General features: G+C 59.4%; 21 protein-coding genes and 1 pseudogene. 15 read left to right on the top strand and 7 right to left on the bottom strand.

The window, feature by feature from the left end; translation table 11 throughout:
- Window positions 1-52: 52 nt before the first annotated feature.
- From FPY71_RS03570 to FPY71_RS03585, 4 genes are all read left to right on the top strand, one after another.
- Window positions 53-901 carry a TIGR01459 family HAD-type hydrolase gene (locus tag FPY71_RS03570; protein WP_149297697.1) on the top strand — a complete coding sequence of 283 codons (849 nt, stop codon included), beginning with the start codon at window positions 53-55 and terminating at the stop codon, window positions 899-901.
- Window positions 898-1,890, top strand: a complete 993-nt coding sequence (locus tag FPY71_RS03575; RefSeq protein ID WP_246160114.1) for a bifunctional riboflavin kinase/FAD synthetase — start codon at window positions 898-900, stop codon at window positions 1,888-1,890. Before FPY71_RS03570 ends, FPY71_RS03575 begins: the two co-directional genes overlap by 4 nt.
- Before the next feature lie 220 nt (window positions 1,891-2,110).
- Window positions 2,111-5,056 (top strand): isoleucine--tRNA ligase, encoded by a 2,946-nt coding sequence (ileS, locus tag FPY71_RS03580; RefSeq protein ID WP_149297699.1) that lies wholly within the window; start codon window positions 2,111-2,113, stop codon window positions 5,054-5,056.
- A 100-nt stretch (window positions 5,057-5,156) separates the two neighbouring features.
- Window positions 5,157-5,801 carry a hypothetical protein gene (locus FPY71_RS03585; protein ID WP_149297701.1) on the top strand — a complete coding sequence of 215 codons (645 nt, stop codon included), beginning with the start codon at window positions 5,157-5,159 and terminating at the stop codon, window positions 5,799-5,801.
- A 19-nt stretch (window positions 5,802-5,820) separates the two neighbouring features.
- On the opposite strand, the gene FPY71_RS03590 is transcribed toward FPY71_RS03585, so the two are convergent.
- Window positions 5,821-6,255: a nucleoside deaminase gene (locus FPY71_RS03590; protein WP_149297703.1), complete on the bottom strand. Its 435-nt coding sequence runs from the start codon at window positions 6,253-6,255 to the stop codon at window positions 5,821-5,823.
- Window positions 6,256-6,545: 290 nt separating this feature from the next.
- On the opposite strand from FPY71_RS03590, the gene FPY71_RS03595 reads away from it, so the two are divergent.
- The 11 genes and pseudogenes from FPY71_RS03595 to lpxK all read left to right on the top strand — a co-directional run bounded on the left by FPY71_RS03595 (window position 6,546) and on the right by lpxK (window position 18,453).
- A complete protein-coding gene (locus FPY71_RS03595) occupies window positions 6,546-8,351 on the top strand; it encodes a pseudouridine synthase (RefSeq protein ID WP_149297705.1) in 1,806 nt (601 codons plus the stop codon).
- Between the two features lie 12 nt (window positions 8,352-8,363).
- Complete coding sequence (gene rsmD / locus FPY71_RS03600) at window positions 8,364-8,921, top strand: 16S rRNA (guanine(966)-N(2))-methyltransferase RsmD (protein WP_149297707.1); 558 nt, start codon at window positions 8,364-8,366, stop codon at window positions 8,919-8,921.
- A gap of 95 nt (window positions 8,922-9,016) precedes the next feature.
- Window positions 9,017-10,432, top strand: coding sequence for a M16 family metallopeptidase (locus tag FPY71_RS03605; RefSeq protein ID WP_149298651.1), 1,416 nt, complete (start codon window positions 9,017-9,019; stop codon window positions 10,430-10,432).
- A gap of 33 nt (window positions 10,433-10,465) precedes the next feature.
- Window positions 10,466-11,782 carry a M16 family metallopeptidase gene (locus tag FPY71_RS03610; protein WP_149297709.1) on the top strand — a complete coding sequence of 439 codons (1,317 nt, stop codon included), beginning with the start codon at window positions 10,466-10,468 and terminating at the stop codon, window positions 11,780-11,782.
- A gap of 2 nt (window positions 11,783-11,784) precedes the next feature.
- On the top strand, window positions 11,785-12,702 hold the full coding sequence (locus tag FPY71_RS03615) for a patatin-like phospholipase family protein (protein ID WP_149297711.1): 918 nt from the start codon (window positions 11,785-11,787) through the stop codon (window positions 12,700-12,702).
- A gap of 70 nt (window positions 12,703-12,772) precedes the next feature.
- Complete coding sequence (locus FPY71_RS03620; RefSeq protein WP_149297713.1) at window positions 12,773-14,110, top strand: TldD/PmbA family protein; 1,338 nt, start codon at window positions 12,773-12,775, stop codon at window positions 14,108-14,110.
- 6 nt (window positions 14,111-14,116) lie between these two features.
- Window positions 14,117-14,773 (top strand): annotated as a pseudogene (locus FPY71_RS03625) (3'(2'),5'-bisphosphate nucleotidase CysQ); the annotation flags it as partial.
- 277 nt (window positions 14,774-15,050) lie between these two features.
- Window positions 15,051-15,290, top strand: coding sequence for a DUF4170 domain-containing protein (locus FPY71_RS03630; RefSeq protein ID WP_149297717.1), 240 nt, complete (start codon window positions 15,051-15,053; stop codon window positions 15,288-15,290).
- Window positions 15,291-15,305: 15 nt separating this feature from the next.
- A complete protein-coding gene (locus tag FPY71_RS03635; protein ID WP_149297719.1) occupies window positions 15,306-16,097 on the top strand; it encodes a lysophospholipid acyltransferase family protein in 792 nt (263 codons plus the stop codon).
- Window positions 16,094-17,428 (top strand): lipid IV(A) 3-deoxy-D-manno-octulosonic acid transferase, encoded by a 1,335-nt coding sequence (waaA, locus tag FPY71_RS03640; protein WP_149297721.1) that lies wholly within the window; start codon window positions 16,094-16,096, stop codon window positions 17,426-17,428. The genes FPY71_RS03635 and waaA overlap by 4 nt, the downstream gene beginning before the upstream one ends.
- A complete protein-coding gene (lpxK, locus tag FPY71_RS03645) occupies window positions 17,428-18,453 on the top strand; it encodes a tetraacyldisaccharide 4'-kinase (RefSeq protein WP_149298653.1) in 1,026 nt (341 codons plus the stop codon). Before waaA ends, lpxK begins: the two co-directional genes overlap by 1 nt.
- A 48-nt stretch (window positions 18,454-18,501) precedes the next feature.
- Here the strand turns inward: lpxK and FPY71_RS03650 are convergent, their stop codons facing one another.
- From FPY71_RS03650 to glgA, 6 genes are all read right to left on the bottom strand, one after another.
- The gene (locus tag FPY71_RS03650; RefSeq protein WP_149297722.1) at window positions 18,502-18,726 is read right to left on the bottom strand and encodes a DUF2093 domain-containing protein; all 225 of its coding nucleotides are present in this window, start codon (window positions 18,724-18,726) and stop codon (window positions 18,502-18,504) included.
- A 58-nt stretch (window positions 18,727-18,784) separates the two neighbouring features.
- Complete coding sequence (mutL, locus tag FPY71_RS03655; RefSeq protein WP_149297724.1) at window positions 18,785-20,623, bottom strand: DNA mismatch repair endonuclease MutL; 1,839 nt, start codon at window positions 20,621-20,623, stop codon at window positions 18,785-18,787.
- Window positions 20,624-20,792: 169 nt separating this feature from the next.
- Window positions 20,793-22,829 carry a glycogen debranching protein GlgX gene (gene glgX, locus FPY71_RS03660; RefSeq protein ID WP_149297726.1) on the bottom strand — a complete coding sequence of 679 codons (2,037 nt, stop codon included), beginning with the start codon at window positions 22,827-22,829 and terminating at the stop codon, window positions 20,793-20,795.
- On the bottom strand, window positions 22,826-23,401 hold the full coding sequence (locus FPY71_RS03665; RefSeq protein WP_149297728.1) for a DUF2585 domain-containing protein: 576 nt from the start codon (window positions 23,399-23,401) through the stop codon (window positions 22,826-22,828). Before FPY71_RS03665 ends, glgX begins: the two co-directional genes overlap by 4 nt.
- Window positions 23,402-23,417: 16 nt before the next feature.
- Entirely contained in the window at window positions 23,418-25,049 is a 1,632-nt protein-coding gene (locus FPY71_RS03670; RefSeq protein WP_149297730.1) for an alpha-D-glucose phosphate-specific phosphoglucomutase, read from the bottom strand.
- A complete protein-coding gene (gene glgA, locus FPY71_RS03675) occupies window positions 25,046-26,491 on the bottom strand; it encodes a glycogen synthase GlgA (RefSeq protein ID WP_149298655.1) in 1,446 nt (481 codons plus the stop codon). The genes FPY71_RS03670 and glgA overlap by 4 nt, the downstream gene beginning before the upstream one ends.

Consider the following 26,491-nt stretch of genomic DNA (forward strand, 5'->3'; position numbering starts at 1 on the left):
CGGGCCGGTATGCGTAGGCCTGCGGCGATTAAAATGTTTTGGGTGAGCGGGCATGAGTGAGAGTATGGCGTCTCTTCGCAGGATTGACCGGCTGTCGGACGTGGACGGGCAGTATGATGTGCTGTTCTGCGATGTCTGGGGTGTTGTGCACAATGGTGAGGTCAAGTCGCCTGCGGCAGAGGCGGCATTGACGGCTGCCCGCAATCAGGGCGTCAAGGTGGTGCTGCTCACCAATTCACCCCGCACCAGCGAGGCTGTGGCCCAGCAACTCGGTGTGCTGAACTTCTCGCGAAGTGCCTATGATGCCATCGTCACGTCGGGAGATGCCACGCGAGCCCTGATCAAGTCCGGGCCGCGCAAATTGTTTCACCTAGGGCCTGAGCGGGACATTGATCTGTTTGCCGGGCTGGATGTTGAACTGGTGCAGGCAGACGAGGCGCAAAGCATTGCTGCAACCGGTCTGTTTCATGATGAGCGCGAGACGCCGGAAGATTATGCGGATCTTTTGGCCGGATTTGCAGCGCGCGGCCTGGATATGGTCTGTGCCAATCCGGACATTGTGGTGCATCGCGGTGAAAGGCTGATTTATTGTGCCGGGGCGCTGGCCCAGTCCTATTCAGCACTGGGAGGCAAGGTGTTCCTGGCAGGCAAGCCGCATGCGCCGATTTATGAGCTGGCCGCACGGGTGGCAGATGCCGCTGGCAAGCGCATTCTGTGCATTGGAGATGGGCTGTTCACCGACATTGCCGGGGCCAATGGTTTCGGCGCGGATGCATTGCTGGTCATACGTGGTATCCACGAAGTAGAGCTGCAGGACGTTGCCATGGAGGCCGGGCCGCTGACAGACGCGTTGCGGCAACGCGGCCTTGTTGCGCAATACGCTATCGAGAGCCTGCGGTGAGTGCCGGTTTGACACGCATTGGCGATATTGCTGATCTGCCCGCAGAGCTTAAGGGCTGTGTGGTTGCAATCGGCAATTTTGACGGCGTGCATCGTGGCCACCAGGCAGTGCTGGGCCGCGCAAAAGATGAGGCGGCACGGTTGGGTGTGCCATTGGTCTGCCTGACATTCGAGCCGCATCCGCGCACGGTGTTCAAGCCGGACCAGCCGGTCGCCCGGCTCACCGCCGCACCCCTGAAAGCACGAATTCTTTCGGTTCTGGGCTTCGATGCGGTGGTGGAGCAGGCATTCACCCGCGAATTCGCGGCCCAGTCGGCGGAAAGCTTCATTCGCAACATTCTGCTTGAACAGCTTGCCGCCCGCCATGTCGTTGTTGGCTATGATTTCCAGTATGGCGCCAGGCGCGCCGGCACGCCGGCAACATTGATTCAGGCCGGGCACGAGCTTGGCTTTGGTGTGACGGTGGTGGACGAGTTTGATGACGAAGGCGGTGCGGTCGTGTCCTCAAGCCGGGTTCGGGTGGACCTGGCCGCTGGAGATATTGCCGGGGCGAACAGCCTTCTGGGCTATCGCTGGATGGTTTCCGGCACCGTGGAGCATGGCCGCAAACTGGGGCGCAGCCTTGGTTATCCGACTGCCAACATGCAGCTTGCGGATGATTGCCTGCTGGCGCACGGAATTTATGCAGTGCGTTTTCGCCGGGCAGATGGCAGCCTGCATGGCGGCGTTGCCAGTTTCGGGCGGCGACCAACCTTTGATGACGGCGCACCGGTCTTTGAAACATTTCTCCTCGATTTTTCCGGCGACCTGTATGGGGAAGAAGCCGTTATTTCGATTTTTGCATATTTGCGCGGTGAACTGAAATTTGACAACGTTGATGCACTGATACGGCAGATGGATGCTGATACCGAAGTTGCGCGGCAGATTTTGGCCCGGGCTGAACCGCTGTCGGAAATTGACAGGCACCTGGCATTTGTGACCAACGCCTGAAATGCCCCTTTATCGCAAGCGCGCAGCTTGATACAGAGACGCCATGTTGCCACTGGAACACGATTGTCATTGCGCCATACGAATTACCGGCCCGGTTTCGCGCTTCTGTTAAGAGGGGCGGGGCCGGGACGATGTTTTGCGCCCGCGCAGTGATGTGGGCAGACCTGATGCACTTGCCGCTGCACAGCCAGTTTCGGCCTCTTGATGAAAAGCCATTGCAATGACCGACACCAAGTTTGACTATTCCACGACGCTTTATTTGCCGCAGACCCAGTTTCCCATGCGTGCCGGATTGCCGGAGGCCGAGCCGAAATGGCTGGAAAAATGGGATGCGATGAATCTTTATGGCAAGTTGCGTCAGGCAGGCAGCGGGCGGCCAAAATATGTTCTGCATGACGGCCCCCCTTATGCCAACGGCAATCTGCACATTGGCCATGCCCTGAACAAGGTGTTGAAAGATGCGATCACCCGCTCTTTCCAGATGCGCGGCTATGATGCCAACTATGTTCCGGGCTGGGACTGCCATGGCCTGCCGATCGAGTGGAAGATCGAGGAACAGTACCGGGCCAAGGGCAAGAATAAGGACGACGTGCCGATCAACGAGTTTCGGCGCGAATGTCGTGAGTTTGCCACGCACTGGGTGGGCGTGCAGTCGGAAGAGTTTCGTCGCCTTGGCGTGGAGGGGGATTTCAAGAACCCTTACCTGACCATGTCTTTTGACGCGGAATCGGTGATTGCCGGCGAACTGATCAAATTTGCCATGAGCGGACAGCTTTATCGCGGATCCAAACCGATCATGTGGTCGGTTGTCGAGCGCACCGCTTTGGCCGAGGCTGAGGTTGAATATCACGACCATGAGTCCGATACCGTCTGGGTCAAGTTTCCGGTGTGCGGCAATGCCGAGCTTGCCGGTGCATCCGTCGTGATCTGGACCACCACACCCTGGACGCTGCCAGCCAACCGGGCCATCAGCTACAGTCCAAAAGTTGCCTATGGCGTGTATGAAGTCACGGCGCCTGATGACGAGGCTGCGCCGCGTTGGGCTATGGCCGGAGACCGGTTTGTGCTGGCCGATGCATTGGCTGGCGATGTTCTGGCCAAGGCGCGTGTGCCGGAAGGCGGCTACAAAAGAGTTGGCGATGTGCCCGCCACTGTTCTGGCCGAACTGGTATGCGACCATCCGCTCCGTGGTTGGGAAAAGGTCAGCGGCATTGATGGTGCCTATGGCTTCGCCGTGCCGTTGCTGGCCGGCGACCATGTGACCGATGACGCCGGAACCGGCTTTGTGCACACGGCACCCGGCCATGGCCGGGAAGACTTTGACGCCTTCATTGCCAATCGGCGGCAGTTGGAAGCGCGCGGCATAGACACCGCCATACCATTCACTGTGGATGACGGCGGTTTCTACACGCGTGAAGTGCCAGGTCTTGGCCCGGATTCCGCAGAAGGTCCGGCGCGGGTGATTGATGACAAGGGCAAGAAGGGCGATGCCAATCAGCGGGTGATTGATGCTTTGGTTGCACAGGGCAACCTGATTGCGCGCGGGCGGTTGAAGCACTCCTATCCGCATTCATGGCGGTCGAAAAAGCCGGTAATTTTCCGCAACACGCCGCAGTGGTTTGTGCATATGGACAAGGATCTGGGTGGCGAAACGCTGCGCGAAGTGGCGCTGAAGGCGATCGAGGAAACACGGTTTGTGCCCGCCTCCGGCCAGAATCGCCTGCGCGGCATGATTGCCGAACGCCCTGACTGGGTGCTTTCGCGCCAGCGCAGCTGGGGTGTGCCGATCTGCGTTTTCGTGGACGAGAGCGGCGAAGTGCTGATGGACGAGGCGGTGAACGAGCGCATCCTGACCGCATTCGCGCAGGAAGGTGCCGATGCGTGGTTTGCAGATGGCGCAAAAGAGCGCTTTCTTGGCAATGCGCATGATGGTGACCGCTGGACCATGGTCCGCGATATCCTGGATGTCTGGTTTGATTCCGGCTGCACACACGCATTCTGTCTGGAAAAAAGACCGGATCTGAAATGGCCCGCGGACCTGTATCTGGAAGGTTCTGACCAGCATCGTGGCTGGTTCCACTCCTCGCTTCTGGAAAGCTGCGGAACCCGCGGGCGCGCGCCTTATGACGCAGTGCTGACGCACGGGTTTGTCATGGACGAAGAAGGCCGCAAAATGTCGAAATCACTTGGCAATGTGGTGACGCCGCAGGAAGTGATCCGCCAGTCTGGCGCCGATATTCTGCGCCTGTGGGTGGTTTCTTCCGACTATTCGGAAGATTTGCGGCTGGGCAAAACCATTCTGCAAACCAATATCGACGCCTATCGCAAGTTGCGCAATACCGTTCGCTGGATGCTCGGCACTCTTTCCCACGATACGGGCGAGACCATGGCAGTCGAAGATATGCCGGAGCTGGAGCGGCTGATGCTGCACCGGTTGACAGAGCTGGAAGCCATTGTGCTGAAAGCCTATGACAGCTTCGACTTCAAGCGCATTTCGCGCACTCTGGTTGACTTCGCGGTTGTGGAACTGTCGGCTTTCTACTTCGACATCCGCAAGGATGCCCTGTATTGCGACGCTCCATCATCGCCACGCCGCAAAGCGGCATTGCAGGTGGTGCGCGAATTGTTCGACCGGTTGGTGACATGGCTTGCGCCATTGTTGCCATTCACCATGGAAGAAGCATGGCTGGAACGCTACCCAGCAGCCGTTTCGGTGCATCTGGAGCAGTTCCGCCCCGTGGATCCGCGCTGGCAGAATGAGGCGCTGGCAGCGCGTTGGCGGGATGTGCGGCGGGTTCGCCGTGTGGTCATGGGCGCTTTGGAAGAAGAACGGCGCGCCAAGAAAATTGGCTCTTCACTGGAGGCTGCGCCGGTTGTGCACATTGCCGATGATGGGCTCAGGGCGCTCATTGCATCTCTGGACTTTGCCGAGATCGCCATTACCAGCGACCTGACGGTGACCGGCGAGGCTGCTCCGGAAGGAGCATTCCGATTGGCCGAGGTGCCGGAGGTGGCTATTGTCCACCGCTTGGCCGAGGGTCGCAAATGCTCACGTTCATGGAAAATTCAACCCGATGTTGGTAGTGATTCGGAGTTTCCGGATGTTACTCTGCGGGATGCGGAAGCCCTGCGTGAGTTGCGCGCGCTAGGCGTTGTAGTTGCTTGATGATCCGGCACTGTAATTTTGCCGGAATTGCGTGTAATCAGACCTCGGGCCTGATGCACGTCTGGATTGTGCGTTGGCAAAAGATTGGAATGGGTGGTCAATGAGCATTAAAAACTCTCGCCGGACGATACAGATGGCGTTGCTTGGCGTCAGCGGCCTGCTCGTTGCCGGCTGTGTCGGGCCGACATATGGCACCGGTGCCACGCAGGGCGAACAGATGTTGAGCGATCTGGACAATATCGTCGCCATTGGTTCCACCAACAAGCAAAGCATATCCTATCAGCCGCGGCCTGAACTGGTGCGCCCGCAGAACATGACAACGCTGCCGGCACCGCGTGAGGCAACTTCGGCCGCGAATGATCCGAGCTGGCCGGTTTCACCCGAAGTTCAAAGAGCCCGCAGGATGGCGGCAGCGGAAAGCACTGCCGGTGGCGCGCCGCTTCCCGCAGACTACCGCACAGGCGTTGCCGCGCCTGCAGGTGGCAATACCCGCCTTAATGGTGAAGACAACTGGGTTAATCCGCAGGACCTGACCAGACAGGGACAGCAGGTCAGCCAGGCACGCGCCACGCAATATGGCGTGCCGGGTCAGCGCCGCTACCTTTCCGAGCCGCCGGTTAACTACCGTCAGCCATCGGCCAGTGCACCGGTTGGCGATCAGGGCGTGGACGAAGATGTGAAGCAGCGCCGCGCACAGGGCACCAAATCGCTTGGTGCCAAAATCCGCGATTCACTGCCATTCTGACCCGCGGGTTTCAGCCGCTTTACAAATCGCGCTTGCCGCGAAAAAAGCCGCGCAAGAGGTTGGTGCTGGCGATGTCGCCAATGCCGGAATAGACCTCCGGCGCATGGTGGCAGGTCGGCTGCGAGTAAAACCGCGCACCATGTTCCACCCCGCCGCCTTTTTCATCGATCGCGCCGAAATACAGGCGTCGGATGCGGGCGAAGGATATGGCCGCTGCGCACATGGCGCAGGGTTCAAGGGTTACATACAGGTCGGCCCCCGGCAATCTTTCCTGCCCAAGCACTTCACAAGCCCGGCGTATCGCCACAATTTCTGCGTGGGCAGTCGGGTCGTTGTTCTGCCGGGTTTCATTGCCGGCACGGGCAATGATGGTGCCACCCAGAACGACGACAGCGCCAACCGGCACTTCTCCACGCTCTGCCGCCGCCTGCGCCTCGGCAAGGGCTATTTGCATGAAATTGCCGCTAGTCAAAATTGCCCCCTCGTTTGATCGTGCCGGAACTGTTAAAGCATCCAATTGAAAAGTGCGAAGCGGTTTTTCATGCAAAAGGGCGGTAGTAGCGCACCTGCAGGGATGAAAGCCGCAATTTACGCCCGCCACGGAATGCCGCCACAGCATTTCCCGTTGAAACGGTTCCGTTCCAACGGCAGGAAAATGCGACAAAACAAAAGAGTTGGAACGGTTCACGTGATCGACGGTCACATGAAGCGGTTCAAGGCCCGACAAGAATACTGGACGAGAAAATGAATGATAGAGATGGCCGCGATGATCAGCGGCGCAATGGTCGGTCTGATGGTGGCGAGCGCCGTTTCGGCGGCAGCAGGGACAAGCCGGAAGGCCGACGTGAAGGCGGCGCAGACAAACCGTTTCGCGCGCGCAGCCATGGCACGAAATCGCACGCTGGTGTGAACGCCGACGGTACGCAGAAAACGCCGAGAAGCCACGGCAAGCTTTCGCACGATCGGGCAGATGCAGGGCCGGTTCGGACCCGCCGCGAAGAACCGGCTGATGATGGCTCGATGCGGATTGCCAAGCGCCTGGCCCGGGCCGGAATTTCGTCGCGCAGGGATGCCGAGGGCATGATTGCGGACGGCCGGGTTTCCCTGAATGGCAAAGTGCTGACGTCGCCTGCCATTGATGTGACGGCGCGCGACAGGATTGAAGTGGATGGCGCGCCATTGCCCGCCATTGAACGCACCCGTCTGTGGCTGTTTCACAAGCCGGCCGGACTGGTGACAACCAATCGTGACCCTGAAGGCAGGGCCACGGTATTTGACCAGTTGCCGCCGGATATGCCGCGTGTCCTGAGCATTGGCCGGCTGGACATCAACACTGAAGGCCTGTTGCTGCTGACCAATGATGGCGGACTGGCCCGCACGCTGGAACTGCCTGCCACCGGCTGGCTGCGCCGCTACCGGGTAAGGGCGCATGGCGATGTCAAGCAGGAACAACTGGATGAGCTGCGGCAGGGCATTGCCATTGATGGCGTGTTCTATGGCGCAGTGGAAGCGACTCTGGACCGCAAGCAAGGTTCCAATGTCTGGCTGATGGTTGGACTACGGGAAGGCAAGAACCGCGAGGTCAAGCGAATTCTCGGCCATTTGGGGCTTGAAGTGAACCGGCTTATCCGCGTGTCATTCGGCCCGTTCCAGCTTGGCGATCTTTCCGAAGGTGCCGTTATGGAAATCAAAGGCCGCACCCTGCGGGATCAGTTGGGTGAGCGGTTGATTGCAGAATCGGGAGCGGATTTCGACGCGCCGATTGTCAATGAGTTCTCCAACAAGCCGGTCAAGGCGGAACCGCGTCGTGATGCACCCGACGCGCGTGAGGGCAAGGAATGGATCAGCGCATCTGACGCGCGACCCAACAAGAAAAAGATGGGTGAGGCCAAGCGCACCGATGCATTGGGGCGGCTGGATACCCGGCCGCCACGGCCGGAGCGTTCGGACCGGTCTGATACCAGAGAGCGCGGTCCTAAAAGCGAGGGCGCGGAGCGCAAACCGCGCTTTGGCCGTGAAGAAAGAGATGACAGGGCCGGTCGGGACTCCCGCGAGAGATCTTCCGGCACGGATGACAGGCCAAAGCGTGCACCGCCATCGGCAGGCCGACGCTCTGCCAATGTCTGGATGGCACCCGGTGCGCGCGCTCTTGGCGACAAAAAGCGGGCCGAGCAGGAAGAACGCAAGCAGTTTTCAGACCGGCGGGAAAGCGGATTCCGTTCCGATCGCAATGGCGACAAACCACGCGGCCCACGCCCGGCGGGTGACCGCCCGCGCCGGGATGGCGATGCACCACGCGCACCGCGTGATGGCGACCGGCCACGTTGGGACAGCGACAAGCCACGTTCACCGCGCCCCGCGGGTGACCGCCCGCGCCGGGATGGCGATGCACCACGCGCACCGCGTGATGGCGACCGGCCACGTTGGGACAGCGACAAGCCACGTCCGCCACGCCCTTCAGGCGACCGGCCACGGCCGACGGGAGACAAGCCGCGCGGTCCACGTCGCGATGGCGACAGGCCGCGCACGCCACGCGGCCCTCGATCGTAAGGCGTCTGGCTGATGCTTCGAATTGTTGCGGGCGAGTTTCGTGGCCGTGCTCTGGCCGCTCCGAAGTCGGACGATATCCGCCCGACGTCCGAGCGGCATCGAGGCAGCCTGTTCAATATCCTGGAACACGGGTTGGGTTTCCGGTTTGAAGGCACCCGGGTTTTGGACCTTTTTTCTGGCACGGGCGCGCTTGGGTTCGAAGCTTTGTCGCGCGGCGCACGCTTTTGTGTGTTCATTGAAGACGGGGTGGAGGGGCGTGGCCTGATCCGCACCAATGTGGAAGCTTTTGGTCTGGCTGGCCGCACCAAAATCTTCCGACGTGATGCCACCCGACTGGGTGAAGCGGGTACGGTTGAACCGTTTGACCTGTTGCTGGCTGATCCACCCTATGGCCGAAGAATGGGTGAGGCCGCGCTGGCATCTGCCATTGCTGGTGGCTGGCTGCGGCAAGGCGCCGTGGTGATGCTGGAAGAGGGCAAAGAGGCACCTTTCTCACCCGTCGACGGGCTGGAACAGGTGGATGAGCGGGATATGGGGGCCAGCATCCTGCGGTTTTTCCGCCGCGGGTGAAGTCCTGCCTTACAAAAACGTAAATTGCGCCGCAGGTCTGGAACGGTCATATCTCGAACTCACCGTAGCGATGCTGCAAGGAAGCGCAATTGACGATGATGTCCATTTTTCGACCCGCCGCCCGCCCGTTCACCGCGGCACTGGCAGTTTTTTTGCTTTGCGGCACGGCTTTGGCGACCCCGGCAACCACATCGGCAACCACGGGCGATGCAATTGAAAAGTCTGAGGCCATGGCCTCGCAGATCTCCAGCTTCACCCTTGATAATGGCTTGCAGGTTGTGGTGATTCCCGATCACCGTGCGCCGGTTGTAACTCAGATGGTCTGGTACAAGGTGGGTTCGGCCGATGAGCATCCGGGAAAATCCGGCATCGCGCATTTTCTTGAACATCTGATGTTCAAGGGAACAAAGACGCATCCGGCCGGTGTGTTCTCGGCCGCTGTTTCGGATATCGGGGGTGAGGAAAATGCATTCACCTCCTATGATTACACCGCCTATTTCCAGCGCGTGCCAGTCTCTGCGCTGGAGGAAATGATGGCATTTGAAGCGGACCGGATGGAAAATCTGGTGCTGGATGATGCGGCAGTCCTGCCGGAACGTGACGTTATTCTGGAAGAGCGGCGCATGCGGGTGGACAATGACCCTTCATCGCAGCTTTCAGAGGCAATGCAGGCGACGATCTACCTCAACAGCCCTTATGGAACACCGGTGATCGGCTGGGAAAGCGAAATGCAGGGGCTGACGCGGGAAGACGCGATCGCCTTTTACGATAGATATTACACGCCCAACAATGCGACATTGATTGTGGCAGGCGATGTGACGCTCGAACAGGTTCGCGAACTGGCGGAAAAGACTTTCGGCCAGGTTGCACGCCGCGCTGATCCGGGTGAAAGGGTGCGCCCGCTTGAGCCGCCATCACTCACCGACCGCACGGTAACACTGGCAGATGCGCGCGTGACGCAGCCAAGTGTACAGACGGCCTTTGTGGTGCCTTCTGAACGACTGGCGAAGCCGGGCGAATCCGAGGCGCTGGATATTCTGGCAGATGTGCTCGGCGGCGGCACCACCAGCCGCCTTTATCGACAGCTCGTCGTGGAAAACCCGATAGCCGCAGATGTGGGCGCCTATTATCAGGGCAGTTCCTTGATGGAAGGGCAGTTCATAACCTATGGCACACCGCGCGGTGGTGCGGAGATTGAAGAGCTGAAAGCGGCGCTGGATGGCGAGCTGGCAAAAATTGTTGCCGATGGAATTACCGAAGATGAACTGGCCGCGGCCAAAAACCGTGTGCGCAACGCGTTGATTTACCAGCGCGACAGCCAGACATCGCTGGCGCGCCGTTATGGAGTTGCGCTGTCGACCGGGCGCAGCATTGCCGATGTGGAATCCTGGCCGGAACGTATTGAGGCGGTGACAGTGGATGATGTGAAGGCTGTCGCATCGGCCTATCTGCAGCCGCGTGGAGCTGTGACCGGCTATCTGCTGCCTGCGGCTGCAGGGTCGGAGGAATAAGCGATGAGCGCGACGCAGCAAGGAAACACGGGAATGATGTTTGTACGAACCACAGCGCTCGTTGCGGCCTTAAGTGGCGTTCTGGCCTATGCCGCGCCTGCCGCTGCCATTGATATTCAGGAAGTGACAAGTCCGGGCGGCATTCACGCGCTTCTGGTGGAAGATTACACCAACCCGCTGGTTGCCATGCGCTTTGCGTTCAAGGGCGCGGGTACCACGGAAGACCCGCAGGGCAGGGATGGCATGGCCAATCTTTTGTCCGGCCTTCTGGACGAGGGAGCGGGCGACATAGACAGTCAGGCCTTCCAGGCGCGGCTGGATGAGTTCGGCGTGAGCCTGTCGTTCAGCGCCACCTATGATAATTTTGGCGGCAATTTCCGCACGATTGTTGCCAATGAGGATGTGGCATTTGACCTGTTGCGTCTGGCGCTGAATGAGCCCCGGCTGGATGAGGAGCCGGTGCAGCGTATCCGCAGCCAGATTGAAACCGGAATTATTGCCAATCGCAATGATCCGGGAACACTGGCCAGCGAGGCTTTCCGCCGGACAGTTTTTCCTGACCACCCCTATGCCCGCCCTACCGAAGGAACGGTTGAAACGCTGAACGCGGTCACCGTGGACGATATGCGGGCCTTCCGCGACCGGGCCTTTGCCAAGGACAATCTGGTGATAGGCGTTGTGGGTGCCATTGATGCCGAGCGGCTTGGAAAGCGTCTGGATGAGGTTTTCGGCAATCTTCCGGACAAGGCCGAGCTGACATCCGTGCCGGATGTGCAGCCCGTTATCGGCAAGAGCGAGCATGTGGAATTGGCGGTGCCGCAGACCAATATTCAGATAGCTTTGCCGGGCATTCAGCGCGACGACCCGGAATTTTTTGCGGCCTATCTGATGAACCATATACTGGGCGGCGGCACGTTCAGCTCCAGGCTGTATTCGGAAGTGCGTGAAAAGCGCGGTCTGGCCTATGGAGTCGGCTCGAACCTGGTGGACTATGACCACGCTGCGTTCATGATGGCCTATACCGCCACCCGGGCAGACCGTGCTGGCGAAAGCATTGATGTCATCCGGGAGCAGATGCAGAGATTGGCGGCAGACGGCACCAATGAAGAAGAGCTGGACAAAGCCAAGGCCTATGTCAAAGGCGCTTATGCAGTGCAAAATCTTTCATCATCGCTTGGTATTGCATCCACGCTTGTCGGCATTCAACTGGACGGGCTTGGTGTAAACTACATCAATGAGCGCGAAGCGTTGATTGATGCGGTGACGATGGATGAGGTCAAAGCCATGGCGGATCGCTTGTTGACGGCTGAACCGACAATTGTCACAGTTGGACCCGCAATCGGAAATTAGCCATGGGCGCTGACTCGTTTTCACCGGATTTTGCCGGGGAGGCGTTGATTGAGGAAACCGGCGCTTGCCCTCGCATCGGGCTGGCGCTTGGTGGCGGCGGCGCCCGCGGGCTGGCACATGTGCATGCGCTGCATGCCTTTGACGACCTTGGCATCAAGCCGCACCGTATTGCCGGCACCTCCATTGGCGCATTGATTGGCGCAGCCTATGCCGCCGGCATGCCCGCGGCCGTGGTTGAGGAGTTTGTGGTGGAGATGCTGGGCAACAAGCGGCTGGTTGCCAGTCGTCTGTGGCGAACCCGCCCATCGACCTTTGCCGAATTCCGCGCCGATGGCGGGTTTCGGCTGGGGCAGTTGAATGCCGAGCGGGTGGTGGGCGCATTTCTGCCACTGGAACTGCCCCTGCGGTTTGAAGACCTTGCTATTCCCATGTCGATCACTGCGACCGATTTCTACGCGGGTGAAGTGCGCTCGCTTGAAACGGGAGATCTTTTGAGCGCCATTGCCGCATCCGCGGCGCTGCCGGCCATTTTTCGCCCGGTGCGGCGCGATGGGCAGGTGTTGATCGATGGCGGAATTTGCGATCCGCTGCCGTTTGACCTGCTGGCAGGGCGGGTGGATTTGAGCATTGCGGTGGATGTGACCGGCGGACCGCTGCAGACGAGCGACAAGCTGCCGTCACCCATCGATACCATGTTCGGCTCTTCGCAACTGATGATGCATGCGATCATTCAAGCCAAACTGGCGCATTCACCACCGGATCTGGTGGTTGCGCCGCCGGTTTCGCCCTATCGCGTGCTGGATTTTCTGCGGGTGCGCACAATTCTGGCGGAAACCGCCCATCTGCGTGAGGAATTGAAGCGCAAGATTGCCGCCTTGTGCGAGTTGCGCGGCTTTGACATTGAGGTCAGCCGGGCGTGAAATTTCGATTCCACGGTTGAGCTATATCCTTTTGCTGTTACATGTCGGTCTGTATGCAACAGGCCGGACCATGACCAACAGAACGCAAGACCTTTTCACCATCGGAAAAAATCTGGTTGCCGCTGCCATGCGGGCAGGAGCTGACGCCGCAGATGCCGCCATTGCCCGGTCCAGCTCGCGCTCGGTTCAGGTTCGGCTTGGCAAAGTGGAGCAGACAGACTCTTCGGAATCGGACAGTGTTTCGTTGCGGGTCTTCTACGGCGGGCGGGTTGCTTCGGTTTCCGCCGATTTTTCTGCCGACCCGGAGCGTCTGGCAGAGCGGGCCGTGGCCATGGCCCGTGTTTCGCCGGTGGACCCCTATGCCGGGTTGGCAGATCCGGCGCTTTTGGCGCAGGACATTCCCGAGCTTGACCTGTTTGATGCAACGGACGTACCGGCAGAAGAGCTGAAGGAACATGCACTGGCGGCTGAGGCGGCGGGGCTGGCGGTTGCGGGTATCACCAATTCTGGCGGGGCATCCGCATCCTGTGGTTCTGTCGGGCTGATTCTTGTAACCTCTGGCGGTTTTTCCGGAATGCAGCGTCGGTCCGGCTTTTCGCGCTCTGTCAGCCTGGTTGGCGGTGATGGCACCGGCATGCAGCGAGACTATGATTTCGATTCCAGAATTTACTATGACGACCTGGAAATGCCGGAAACCATCGGCCGCAATGCCGCAGAGCGCACCATTGCCCGCTTGAACCCCGGCAAGCTGGCAACTGGACATTACCCGATCGTCTTTGACCCGCGTGTCGCACGGGGTTTGATTGGCCATCTTCTGTCGGCAATCAACGGCGCTTCCATTGCACGTGGCTCCAGCTTTTTGAAAGACAGCATGGGGCAGCCAGTCCTGCCGGAAAACATATCCATCGAGGACAATCCGCTTTTGTTGCGCCGCTGGGGTTCTCGCCCGTTTGATGGTGAAGGTGTGGCCGCACAGCCTTTGCAACTGGTGGAAGGTGGAGTTCTGAAAACCTGGCTGCTGGACAGCGCAACCGGCAAAGAGCTGGGGCTGGCAACCAATGGCCGTGCCGCGCGTGGTGGTGGCGGAGTTTCACCATCTTCCAGCAATGTGCTGCTGACTCCGGGGCAGGAAACTCCGGCTGATCTTCTGGCCCGGGCGGAAGGCGGGATTTACATCACCGAACTGATTGGCCATGGAGCCGATATTGTAACCGGCGATTACTCCCGCGGTGCTTCAGGATACCGCATTCGCAATGGTCAGTTGGCAGAGCCGTTGGCAGAATTCACCATCGCCGGACATTTGCGGGCGATGCTGGCCAGCATACAGCCGGCCGACGATGCTGATTCGCGTTTTTCTGTGGTTTGTCCGACATTGGGCCTCGGCGAAATGACGGTTGCAGGAGGGTAGGGCGCAGTGGCTGCCGACGATCTGGAAGTTTTGAGCGGAGCAGCAAAGGAAGCGGGGCGTATCGCGCTTCGCTATTTTCAGCAGAACCCTCAGGTCTTCTGGAAAGAAGGAAACTCGCCGGTCAGTCAGGCTGATCTGGCCGTGGATGGCTTTCTGCGTGACTATCTGTTCTCTGCCCGGCCGCGCTATGGCTGGGTTTCGGAAGAAACCGCCTCTGAACCGCCAAGCGGCTCGGAAAACCGGTTTTTTATTGTCGATCCTATTGATGGCACACGCTCTTTTCTGCGGGGCGAGGCAACCTGGTGCGTGGCCCTGGCCGTCGTGGAAAATGGCCGCCCTACGGCGGGGTTGATCTATGCGCCAATCACCGGCGAAGTCTTTGCGGCCACAGCCGATGGCCAGGCGACCCTGAACGGGGCGCCATTGATGCTGGACGATGCAGCGACCGGTCGCCGACTGCGGCTTTCATTACCCGACAGGGTGCGCCAGCGCCTGCCGGAAAGCGCTGCTGACCTGATTGATTTCGCCCCGCCCATTCCTTCGCTGGCTTATCGGTTGGCGCTGGTTGCAAACGGGGTGATCGATGGCACCATTGTGCAGCCGCGCGCCAATGACTGGGACATCGCTGCCGCGGATCTGATTCTTGAGCGGGCCGGTGGCACGCTTTTGACCACTACCGGAGCCAGACATTCCTATGGGCTGAATCCTGTGCGTCACAATGTTCTGGTAGCAGGGGGGGATAAAGTGCTGGAGCGGGTTCGTTCGCTTGCAGATTCCTTGCGCAATTAAACACTTCATGCGAAGCATCCGGCGCAAATCGGCATAGAGTGTTTCGGAAGATTCAAAGATCGCTTGGAACACTTTGGCCTTTTATTGTGTCGCATTGTCTTGCCGTTGAAGCGATTCCGTTTCATCGAGAAATGCTCTAGGATTGGGTGAGATGACTGAAGGCAAAACCCCTAAACAACACCTCCATCTGGTTTTTGGCGGTGAAATGGAAAATCTGGGTGGAATCAGCTTCAATGATCTGAACGCGCTGGACATTGTCGGGATCTATCCTGATTATGCGACAGCTCTTTCGGTTTGGCGTGGCAAAGCGCAGGAAACGGTAGACAATGCCACGATGCGCTACTTCATTGTTCCACTGCACCGTTTGCTGGATGCGGACTCCGTCGGCTGAGGCAGCGGCGTATTAATGAACATGGATCCGGCAGGCAGGACCGAAACGGGCCATAGGGCAAAAACCGCGCGCAGCAAAAAGCTGCGGCTGCGGTTGCGCGCGCTTGGTCGCTCACCAAAAATGGTTTCTCTGGCCGGTTTCACAATTTACGGAGTTCTTCGGCTGCTGCATGCCACACAGCGGCCGGCAGCCGGGTCTGCCGATTGGCGCCGTATCCTGACGCAGGAGCACCCGGCAATCGTTGCCCTGTGGCATGGCCAACATCTGCTTGCGCCGTTTTTCCGCCCGCGTGAACTGCCCTATGCGGCGCTGCTTTCGCGCAATGTCGATGCGGCGGTCAACGCCGATGTGGTTGAACGTTTCGGCATCAGCACCGTGCGTGGTTCGGGTGGTCGCGTGCGGCAGGCCGTGTCTGAAAAAGGCGGGGCGCGGGCGCTGATACAACTGGTGCGCACGCTGCGGCAGAATATCGGCGTGTGCATGATTGCCGATGTGCCAAAGGGCACGCCAAGAGAGGCGGGGCTCGGCATTATCACCCTTGCCCGCATGTCAGGCAGGCCCATCATTCCTTCTGCCGCTGTGACCAGCCGCAGGCGGGTTTTGCGGAAAAGTTGGGATAAAACCACAATTCCCCTGCCATTCGGCCAAATAGCAGTCATTATGGGCGAACCGATTTTCGTTCCTGCCGATGCTGACGCTGGCGTCATGGAAGAAAAACGGCGCGAGGTGACGCTTGCCATAGAAGCGGCCAACCGGCGTGCCATTGCGCTGGCAGACGGCGTGAATGAAGTTAGGGAAACAGCATGAGTTATGGATGGGCGCGTGGGGTGCTGACAGCCTATCGGCTTGCCGGGTCTTTGGCGTATCCGATGCTTGGGGCCTATGTCGGCTGGCGCGCCTCTCGCGGCAAGGAAGATCCGCTGCGACGGCGCGAACGTTATGGCTTCACCGCTGTTGCCCGGCCGGATGATGCACCTGTCATCTGGGTGCACGCTGCCTCAATCGGTGAAAGTGCAGCGGTGACCCCGCTGGTGCGCGCCATCGCGGCAGAAGGCTTTCGCATTGTCATGACCACCGGAACCGTGGCCTCGGCCACTCTGGTTGGAGAGCGCCTGTCTGATGCGGTCATTCACCAATATGTGCCGCTGGATCTCAAGCCATCCGTCTCGCGCTTTCTGGACCACTGGCGGCCAGAACTGGCTATCGTTGCCGAAAGCGAAATCTGGCCAATGACCTTGATGGAGCTTGGCAAGCGGCGCATTCCGCAAGTGCTGGTCAATGCGCGGCTTTCCGACCGGTCTTTTCGCCGTTGGCGGGCCGTGCCCTACCTTGCCGAGGCGCTGCTGGAAAATCTGGCACATATTGTTGCCCAGTCGGAGGTGGACGGAGAGCGCTACCATATGCTGGGTGCCCGGGCGGTGACGGTGGCCGGCAATCTGAAGGCGGACACAACGCCGCCGCCGCTGACAGACAGGACCGAGGCGCTTGAAATCGCCCAGGCCGTCGGGCGCAGGCCAACCTTTGCGGCCATCTCCACTCATGAGGGTGAAGAGGTGATGATTGCGCAGGTCCAGCGCAAGCTGACCGAAAAGCACCCGCGACTTTTGTCCATTATTGTGCCGCGCCATGTCGAGCGCGGGGCAGATATCGCTCGCGAGCTTCAGGGCAAAGGCTTTCGTGTTGCGCGCCGCTCGCTTGGCGAACTGCCCGATCCAACCACCGACATATTTCTCGGCGATACGGTGGGCGAGATGGGCCTCTACCTTCGGCTGACGGAGATTGCTTTCGTTGGCAAATCCCTGAGCGGAGAGGGAGGGCAGAACCCGCTTGAGGCGGCAATGCTAGGTTCCGCAATATTATCAGGCCGCTATGTGCAGAATTTCCGCGATATCTATCAACGGCTTTTGAAAAACGGCGGCGCGCGCATTGTGCGCGATGCGGACCAGCTTGCAGAACAGATCGATGTTTTGCTGACTGAGCCGGAAACCCGTACGGCGATGATCACCAATGCCAAGGCCAGCGTGGTGGAAATGCGCGGCGCACTGTCTCGCACCATGCAGGCATTGGAGCCGTTTCTGCATCCCATGCGCCTGAGCCTGAATTTTGACCGCCGGCATCGCACGGGTAATGGCAGATGATGGGGGGTGAAACCCCGGACTTCTGGTGGGGTGGTGCGCAATGGCCCGCTAAAGCCCTGCTGCCAGCCGCCGCTCTGTATGGCGCTGTTGCCCGCCGCCGTATGAACAACAAGCAACGCGTTGCGGTGGATGCGCCGGTTTTGTGCATTGGCAATTTTACCGTGGGCGGCGGTGGCAAAACGCCGACCGCGCTGGCATTGGCAAATGCAGCGATTGACAGCGGCCTGCAACCGGGAATTCTGTCCAGAGGGTATGGCGGTGCGGCACATGGGCCGTTGATCGTCGACTATCATGAACATTCGGCCCGGTTGACCGGTGATGAGCCATTGCTGCTGGCGCAAACAGCTTTGACTGTCGTTGCCAAAGACAGGGTCGCCGGGGCGCGTTATATGGTGGAAGAAGCCGGTTGCGACTTCATCATCATGGATGATGGCTTTCAAAGCGCCCGGCTGGCGGTTGATTTTGCGCTTGTTGTCATCGATGCCGGGCGCGGCCTCGGCAACGGGCAGGTCATTCCTGCCGGGCCATTGCGCGCACCGCTGAAAGACCAGATTCTTCACGCGGATGCGTTGATGGTTATTGGTACGGGTGCTGCCGGAAGTCGCGCTATCCGCCAGACTGCGCGCGGTGGCAAGCCGATTTACGAAGCGCGCCTGAAGCCGAGGCCATCCGACTTGTTGCACAAAAAGGTGCTGGCCTTTTGCGGCATTGCGGATCCGGAAAAATTCTATCGTTCACTGCGCGAGGCGGGCGCGGAGATTGCGCAGACCCGCGCTTTTCCAGACCATCATCCATTGTCATCTGACCAGATGCGTGACTTGCTGGCAGATGCGCAGCGGGACGGTCTGCAACTGGTGACAACGCGCAAGGATTGCGTGCGAATGGCCGGTGAGGGGCCTCTGGCCGATGAGTTGCTGGCGGCCAGCGCCGTGCTGGATGTCGAATTGATTTTCGAGCCGGATGATCTGAAGCAGCGGCTGATTGCCCAGACGCGCGACGCCTATAGCCGCCGCCGCTTTGGCTGAGCCATGCACCACTTTGCGCCAATGGCTTCAAACTTTTGCTGAAAAGGCTCAGCGCTTCCGCAGCCCGGGGTTCAACTGCAGTTCGCGCTCCAGACTCGCAGCCGCATCAACATAGGGTTCCTGCCGCGCCACGCTCCAGTAACGCAGCATATCCAGCGGAATTGACTGGTTGGTCACAGCGCACAGAACATAGGCTCCGGGGCGGATAACCTCAAAATCTCCGTCGAGGTAACTGATTTTCGCCTCGCCGCCACTGTCCATGCGGTTCATCATCGCCATCTCTTTTCTATCGTAAAGCCGGGGTGAAAAACATCAGCCCCTGACCTGCCTTTTATCTTCGTCCGAACAGACGTTCAATATCTGCAATCTTGAGCTCGATGAATGTTGGCCGCCCGTGATTGCACTGGCCGGAGCCTGGTGTCGATTCCATCTGCCGCAGCAATGCGTTCATTTCATCTGGTCGCAAGCTGCGCCCTGAGCGCACCGAGCCATGGCATGCCATGGTGGCCGCCACATGGTCTATACGCGCCTTCAGCCGGTCGGGGCTGTCAATATCGGCAAGGTCGTCTGCCAGATCTTTCACCAGTTGCCGGATGTCGCACTGCCCCAGCAGGGCCGGGGTTTCCCGCACCGCCACCGCTCCCGGCCCGAAACGTTCGAGCCGCAGGCCAAATCGCTCAAATGTCGGTGCATGCTCCGTTAGCCGGTCAACGTCGCCTTCCGGCAATTCAACAATTTCCGGTATCAGCAGCATTTGCGCGGGCAGCGGCTGGTCGTGCAAGGCGGTTTTCAGGGCCTCATAAACCAGCCTTTCATGCGCGGCGTGCTGGTCCACAATCACCAGACTGTCGCTCGTTTCAGCAACAATAAATGCCTTGTCAATCTGGGCGCGCGCTGCACCTAGCGGAAAGTCCGGGGCAGGGCTGGCTTGTGATGGCCGCGGCTCTGCGTCCGGCTTTGGCTCTGATCTTGCCTGCGGTTCAAAGCCGTGCAGCGTGCCATTGGAAGCAAAGCCCCCGCCACTGGCCAAGGGGCGAAATGGAGAACTGGCAGGCGTGTAATTGCCCGGCCTTGGCTCTGGCCGGTAATCGCTGGCAAAAGATGGCATGCGTGAGCCGCCTTCTTCAGCTGCGCCTGAGCGGAAAGCCGCCATAAGGCCGCTTGCGCCAGTGGTGGAGGCGCGAATGCCGCTATCTGCCAGAAGCGCACGAATGGCACCCACAACAAGGCCGCGCACCAGACCCGGATCGCGAAAACGGACATCGGCCTTGGCCGGATGCACATTCACATCCACATCGCGCGGGTCCAGCGTCAGGAACAGGACCGCCACGGGATGTCTGTCCCGGGCCACAACATCGGCGTAAGCACCGCGAATTGCTGACAGCAGGGATTTGTCGCGGACCGGCCTGCCATTGACATAGAAAAACTGAAACAGCGCATTGCCCCGGTTGAATGTGGGCAGGCCGGCAAAGCCGGTCAGCTCTACGCCCTCCCGCAGCGCATCCAGTTGCAGGGCATTTTCGCCAAATTCCTTGCCCACCACAGCGGCTATGCGCGCCAATGGGTCGGACGTTGCTTCAAATACTGTCGGCGTGCGGTCTTCGCCCGTCAGTTCAAACCGCACCTGTGGAAAGGCGATGGCCATGCGGCGCACAACATCGGTGATGGCAGATGATTCCGCCTTCTCGCCCTTCAGAAATTTCAACCGCGCCGGAACCGAGTAAAACAGGTCACGAACTTCCACCACAGTGCCCTGTGACAAGGCGGCGGGGCGTGGTGCTTCAACCTGACCGTTCTGCACCCGGATTTCATGTGCATCCGCGCCGCTTTCCCGGTGTCGGGACCGCAGGGTAAGCCGCGCTACCGAGCCAATGGATGGCAAGGCTTCGCCGCGAAATCCCAGAGTCTGGATATTGTCGAGATTGTCTGAAAGCTTGGACGTGCAGTGTCTGCGGATGGCCAGCGGCAGATCGGTTACGGCAATGCCGCCGCCATTGTCGCTGACGCGCAGCAGGCTTTTGCCACCGCCCGCAGTGGCAATTTCAATGCGTGTTGCGCCGGCATCCAACGCGTTTTCAACCAGTTCCTTGACCACGCTTGCCGGGCGTTCCACCACCTCGCCAGCGGCAATCTGGTCAATCATCGTTTCTGAAAGCTGATATATTGGCATTGCACCAGACTTTGGCTGCGGCTTTGAACGCAGAGCATAAGGCTGCTCGGCGCGTTTTGCGATGGCTTAAAGCATATGCCGTTGAAACGAAATCGTTTCAACGGCAAGACAATGCGGCAGAACAGAGAGTTGGATCGCTTCGGAAGATGGAAAAACCACCTGAAGGAATTTAAATGGCAACTTCCACCAGAATCGTTACCGAGCGGGGGCCAAGCACAAAACTTTGCGACACCCATTGTTGCGCAGTCTCGGGCCGGTCAGATGCCAGAACCAGTTTCAGCCCGTGGTCAGGCCGGGTTGCAGGCATATCAACCACGCTGGCTTCAAAACTGGCGTTGAAAAAGGCCAGAACGCCATCTCCTGCTCTGCGCAGAAACAGGCCCAGCATGTGACGCCGCGTGTCTGCCCAGTCTTCTGCACGCATAATCCCGCGCTCTGAAAGCCAGATAGCGTCCGGAAAATTCTCATCCGCCAGATTTTCACCTGTCAGCCATTCATCTGCTGCCAATGCCGGGTGTGCCGCGCGCAAGCGCGCAAGCCGCTGGACAAAGCCAGTCAGGTCGGTGTTGGCATTTTCCCAATCCAGCCAGACGGTTGCATTGTCCTGCGCATAGGCATTGTTGTTGCCGGACTGGGTGCGGCCCAACTCATCCCCCGCAGTCAGAAGCGGGGTGCCGCGCGCCACAAACAGCGTTGCCAGCATTGCCCTGACATCGCGCAGGCGCGCTGCAACAACGGCCGCATCCTCGCACGGTCCTTCCACCCCATGATTCCACGAATGGTTGTCGTGGTGGCCATCACGGTTCTGTTCGCCATTGGCATCATTGTGCTTGCTGCGATAGGCCACAATATCTGCAAGGCTGAAACCGTCATGCGCAGCCAGAAAATTCACGCTGGCAGAAGGCGGGCGGCCTGACGCCTGAAACAGATCTGCCGAACCGGCCAGCCGCGTGGCCAGCGCCCCTGCAAGCCCGCTATCACCCTGCCAGAAACGCCGCACATCATCTCGAAACCTGTCCTGCCACTCCAGAAATGGCGGCGGAAAATGACCGACCTGGTAGCCACCGGGGCCAATATCCCAGGGTTCGGCAACGTGAATGCGGGATTCCAGCACTGGGTCCTGCCGGATTTTTTCCAGAAGTGGCGCATGCGGGTTGAACCAGCCATCGGCCTCGCGACCCAGGACTGTTCCCAGATCATAGCGAAAACCATCAATGCCAGCGGCTTCGACATAGCAGCGCAGCGTATCAATCACCAGTCGCGACACCGGTTCGCGCTCCACAGCCATGGTGTTGCCGCATCCCGTATCGTTGATCAGCAGGCCGGGATCATCCGGGTGGGTGCGGTAATAGAGCAGGTTGTCCAGCCCGCGATAGCAAAGGGTTGGCCCCTGCTCGTCGCTCTCACCCGAATGGTTCAGCACAACATCCAGCAGCACCCTGATGCCTCTACGGTGCAGGGCCGCCACGACATTGCGGATTTGTGCATAGCCACCAGGAGCCAGGCGCGGGTCGGGTGCCATATGGGTTATCGGATTGTAACCCCAGACATTCGTGAGCCCCAGCGCAAACAGATGACGCTCGTCCACATAGGCGGCAAGCGGCATCAACTCGACCGTTTCAACCCCCAGCCTGGTCAGGTGGTCCAGCACGGCAGGTTCAGCCAGTGCAGCCAGGGTGCCGCGCATTTCCGGCCGCACATGCGGGTGGCGCATGGAAAAGCCCCGCACCAGAACCTCGTAGGTAAAGCCCGGTCTGCCCGGTGCCATTGGCGTGGCATCCCGCGCCAGATCAACCACAATGGCGCGTGGCACAAGCGGGGCGGTGTCTGTTGCCCTATCTGGCGGGGCGGACAACACCGGGTCATAGGCAAAAGGCCGGTCCAGTTGCAGGGCGTAAGGGTCCGCCAGCAATTTTGCCGGGTCGAAACGGTGGCCCTGAAGTGGTGCGTAGGGTCCATACGCACGCAAGCCATAAAGGCTGCCCAGGGGAAGACCCGGTACAAAACCAAAATGCACATCGCCCGCACGGCCTGGCAGCCTCAGCCTTTGCGTCTCATGAGCCTGACCGGCATCGAACAAGCAAAGTTCAATATAATCGGCATTCTGCGAAACGACGGAAAAATGCACACCGCCATTGCCGGGAACAGCACCCAGCCGTGCAGCCGGGCCAAATTCTGCGGTGATCTGGCGGTTGGCGCTGTTCATCCGCCCTGCCAGACCCTGATCCAGTCCATAGGCCAGATCAGCATGATGATATTGAGCGTGAGATTGTCGCGGATGATGTAGGCCGTGAGCAGTTCAAAAAACACGGCAATGCCGACACTGACCGCAACGGGCATGCGTGAGGCGAACAAAAAGCCTATGATCATGAATCCGGCATCGGAAACCGAGTTCAGCACGCTGTCGCCGAAATAGTCGAGTGCAATAGTGGCTTCGCGATAGCGGTTGATCACCATATCGGTGTTTTCAACAATTTCCCAAAGCGCTTCAACGGCTGTTGCAATGGCCAGACGCAGCCCCATGGATTTCTGACGTAGCAAAAGCCAGGTCACCCAGTAAAACAGAAGGCCGTGGATGAAGTGCGAAGGTGAATACCAGTCGGAAATATGCTGCGAATTTTCAGAACTGACGACTGCGCCGTGCCAGAGTTTGATGGTGCCGCATTCGCAAATGGGCACACGCCCCATGGCCAGCAAGGTTGCAGCCATCAGCAGGACAATGGTGAGAACCACCAGCCACCAGAGCGGGCCAATGCGCGAAGAAGTTGTGCCTGTCATTGCCTTGCCGCCAGTATCAGGTGCGCACATCTGGTTGTTCGCGGCCGGTGCGCTGGCGAATTTCACCAATAATATCCGCCGTTTCAATCAGTTCTGCCAGGGCCGTTTCAACCGGCAGATTGTGCCGCGCCGCATTGGGCTCATACAGTTCCAGATAGACCCGCAACGTTGCGCCCACCGTGCCAGTACCGGAAAGCCGGAACACAATGCGTGAGCCACCAGAGAAGATAATGCGGATGCCTTGTCCGGTTGATAGTGAGCCATCGACCGGGTCCATATAGGAAAAGTCGTCTGCCTCTGACACAACAAGCGTGCCGAAACGCTGACCGGACATGGAAGCCAGCCTGCCACGCAGAGAGTCCATCAACTCTTCTGCCGCCGCCTTGTCGACCTCTTCATAATCATGCCGCTGGTAATAGTTGCGGCCATAATCGCGCCAGTGCTCTTCAACGATCTCCAGCACACTCTGCTTGCGCGCCGCCAGAATGTTCAGCCAGAGCAGAACGGCCCATAAGCCATCCTTCTCGCGCACGTGGTTGGAGCCGGTGCCCGCACTTTCCTCACCGCAGATTGTCACCTTACCGGCATCCAGCAAATTGCCGAAAAACTTCCAGCCCGTGGGTGTTTCATAAATACCAACGCCCAGCCGGCTGGCCACACGGTCTGCTGCCTGACTGGTGGGCATGGAGCGAGCAATGCCCGCCAGCCCGGCACTATAGCCTTTGGCCAGATGAGCATTGGCCGCCAGAACTGCCAGAGAGTCCGAAGGGGTTACAACAATTCCCCGGCCCAGAATCATGTTCCTGTCGCCATCACCGTCCGACGCGGCGCCAAAATCCGGCGCGTGCGGGCTCATCAGATGGTCTACCAGCGGCGCGGCCCAGACAACATTGGGGTCTGGATGGCCACCACCAAAATCTTCCAACGGCACCGCATTGATGATGCTGCCTTGAGGCGCGCCCAGGCGCTTGTGCAAAATCTCCATTGCATAGGGGCCGGTAATCGCGTGCATGGCATCAAAGCAAAGGGTCAGGCCATTGGAAATGGCATTGCGGATGAGTTCAAAATCAAACAGCTCTTCCATCAGCGCCGCATAGTCGGCCACAGGGTCAACCACCTCGACCATAATGCCCTCAAACTGCGTCGTTCCGACAAGGCTGATGTCAGGCGCAGCGGCCTCGGCAATCTTGTACTCTGTCAGCTTTTTGGTGCGGGCATAAATCCGCTCGGTGACTGTTTCCGGTGCCGGGCCACCATTGGCAACATTGTATTTGATGCCAAAATCACCATCCGGTCCGCCGGGATTGTGGCTGGCAGACAGTATGATGCCGCCCATTGCCTGCCGCTTGCGAATGAGGTTTGACGCTGCGGGAGTGGACAACAGGCCGTTTTGCCCGACAATAACATGGCCAACGCCATTGGCAGCGGCCATGCGGATGGCGCGCCCGATGACCTCGCGATTGAAGTAACGTCCATCGCCGCCAATCACCAGTTTGGCCCCGGCAGGAACCTCGGCCGCGTCAAAAATCGCCTGCAGGAAATTTTCAGCATAATGCGGCTGCTGAAAATGGGGCACTTTCTTGCGCAGGCCGGATGTACCGGGCTTCTGGTCGGCAAAGGGTTTGGTCTCGACAGTCAGAATTGTCATTTTGCCTGGTCTTTCAAAAGCTGGCGAAACAGATCGGCGTAACGGCGGGCGCTGGAATCCCACGAAATATTGCTGCTCATGGCCTGTTTTTGCAAATTGCGCCACAAGGACTGGTCGGAATACAGGGCTTTCAGCCGGTTCAGGCCATTCAGCAAGGCCTCCCGCGTTACAGGTTCAAAAATGACCCCGGTGGCAACTCCGGCACTGATTGCGGCTATGTTGGCGTCTATCACTGTGTCGGCAAGTCCGCCAACTCTGGAAACCACCGGCAGGCACCCATAACGCAAAGCATAAAGCTGCGTCAGGCCGCAGGGTTCAAAACGGGAGGGCACCAGCAGAGCATCAGCACCCGCCTGCACGCGGTGCGAGAGGGGTTCATCATAGCCGATGCGCACGCCAACCCGGCCGGGATAGCGCGCAGCGGCAGCCAGAAAGGCACCTTCCAGCAGTTGGTCGCCGGAACCGACCACCACCAGTCGGAACCCGCGCGCCACCACCTCGTCTACCGCCTCTGCCAGAATGTCGAGACCCTTTTGCCAGGTCAGCCGCGAAACCACCGCAAGGATGGGGCTGTCGTCCTGCTCAAATCCGAACTCCTGTTCCAGCGCGCGCTTGTTCGCTTCGCGGCGGGGCAGGTCGCTGAGGGAGTAATTGCTGGCAATCTGTCTGTCGGTCGCCGGGTTCCAGGTCTCGACATCCACACCATTGACAATGCCGTGCAACTGGCCAGACCTGCCGCGCAGCAGCCCATCCAGCCCCATGCCACCCGCCGGTGTCAGAATTTCGGTCGCATAAGTCGGGCTGACTGTGGTGATCATGTCTGCCGCGTGCAATCCGCCCTTCAGATATCCGACAGTTCCGTAATATTCGACGCCGGCAATGGACCAGGCGGAGTCCGGCAGGCCGAGCGCCGAAAATATTGCGTGCGGAAATGCGCCCTGAAACGCCAGATTGTGGATGGTCACTACGGTGGATGGCCGTGCTCTTCCATCCATAGCCAGATAGACCGGGGCCAGCGCGGCCTGCCAGTCATGGGCATGAACAAGATTGGGTTGCCAGCCTGGCAGCGCGCCAAAGCCAATGGCTGCCGCCGCTTTGCCCAGCGCGGCAAAACGCGCCCAGTTGTCGGGGTGGTCATAGCCATTGACGCCGACATAGGGGCCGCCCGGACGGTCATAAAGATGGGGCGCATCCAGAAGCAGCAGATCCAGCCCATGTGCATTGGCCGAAAGAATGCGCGCTGAACCGCCAAACAGATCGCCAAGCATGTGTTCGCTGTGCACGCCATCCAGCTCGGACAGAACATCAGGATAAGCCGGCAACAAAGTTCGCACATCGCCGCCAAGGCGGTTTAATGCCTGTGGCAAAGCGCCGGCAACATCAGCCAGACCGCCGGTTTTGACCAGCGGGTAAACTTCGGAAGCAACCGAAAGTACCGAAAT

Origin of the sequence: Aureimonas fodinaquatilis (assembly GCF_008369445.1) — a bacterium.
In the GTDB taxonomy this organism is placed as follows: domain Bacteria; phylum Pseudomonadota; class Alphaproteobacteria; order Rhizobiales; family Rhizobiaceae; genus Aureimonas; species Aureimonas fodinaquatilis.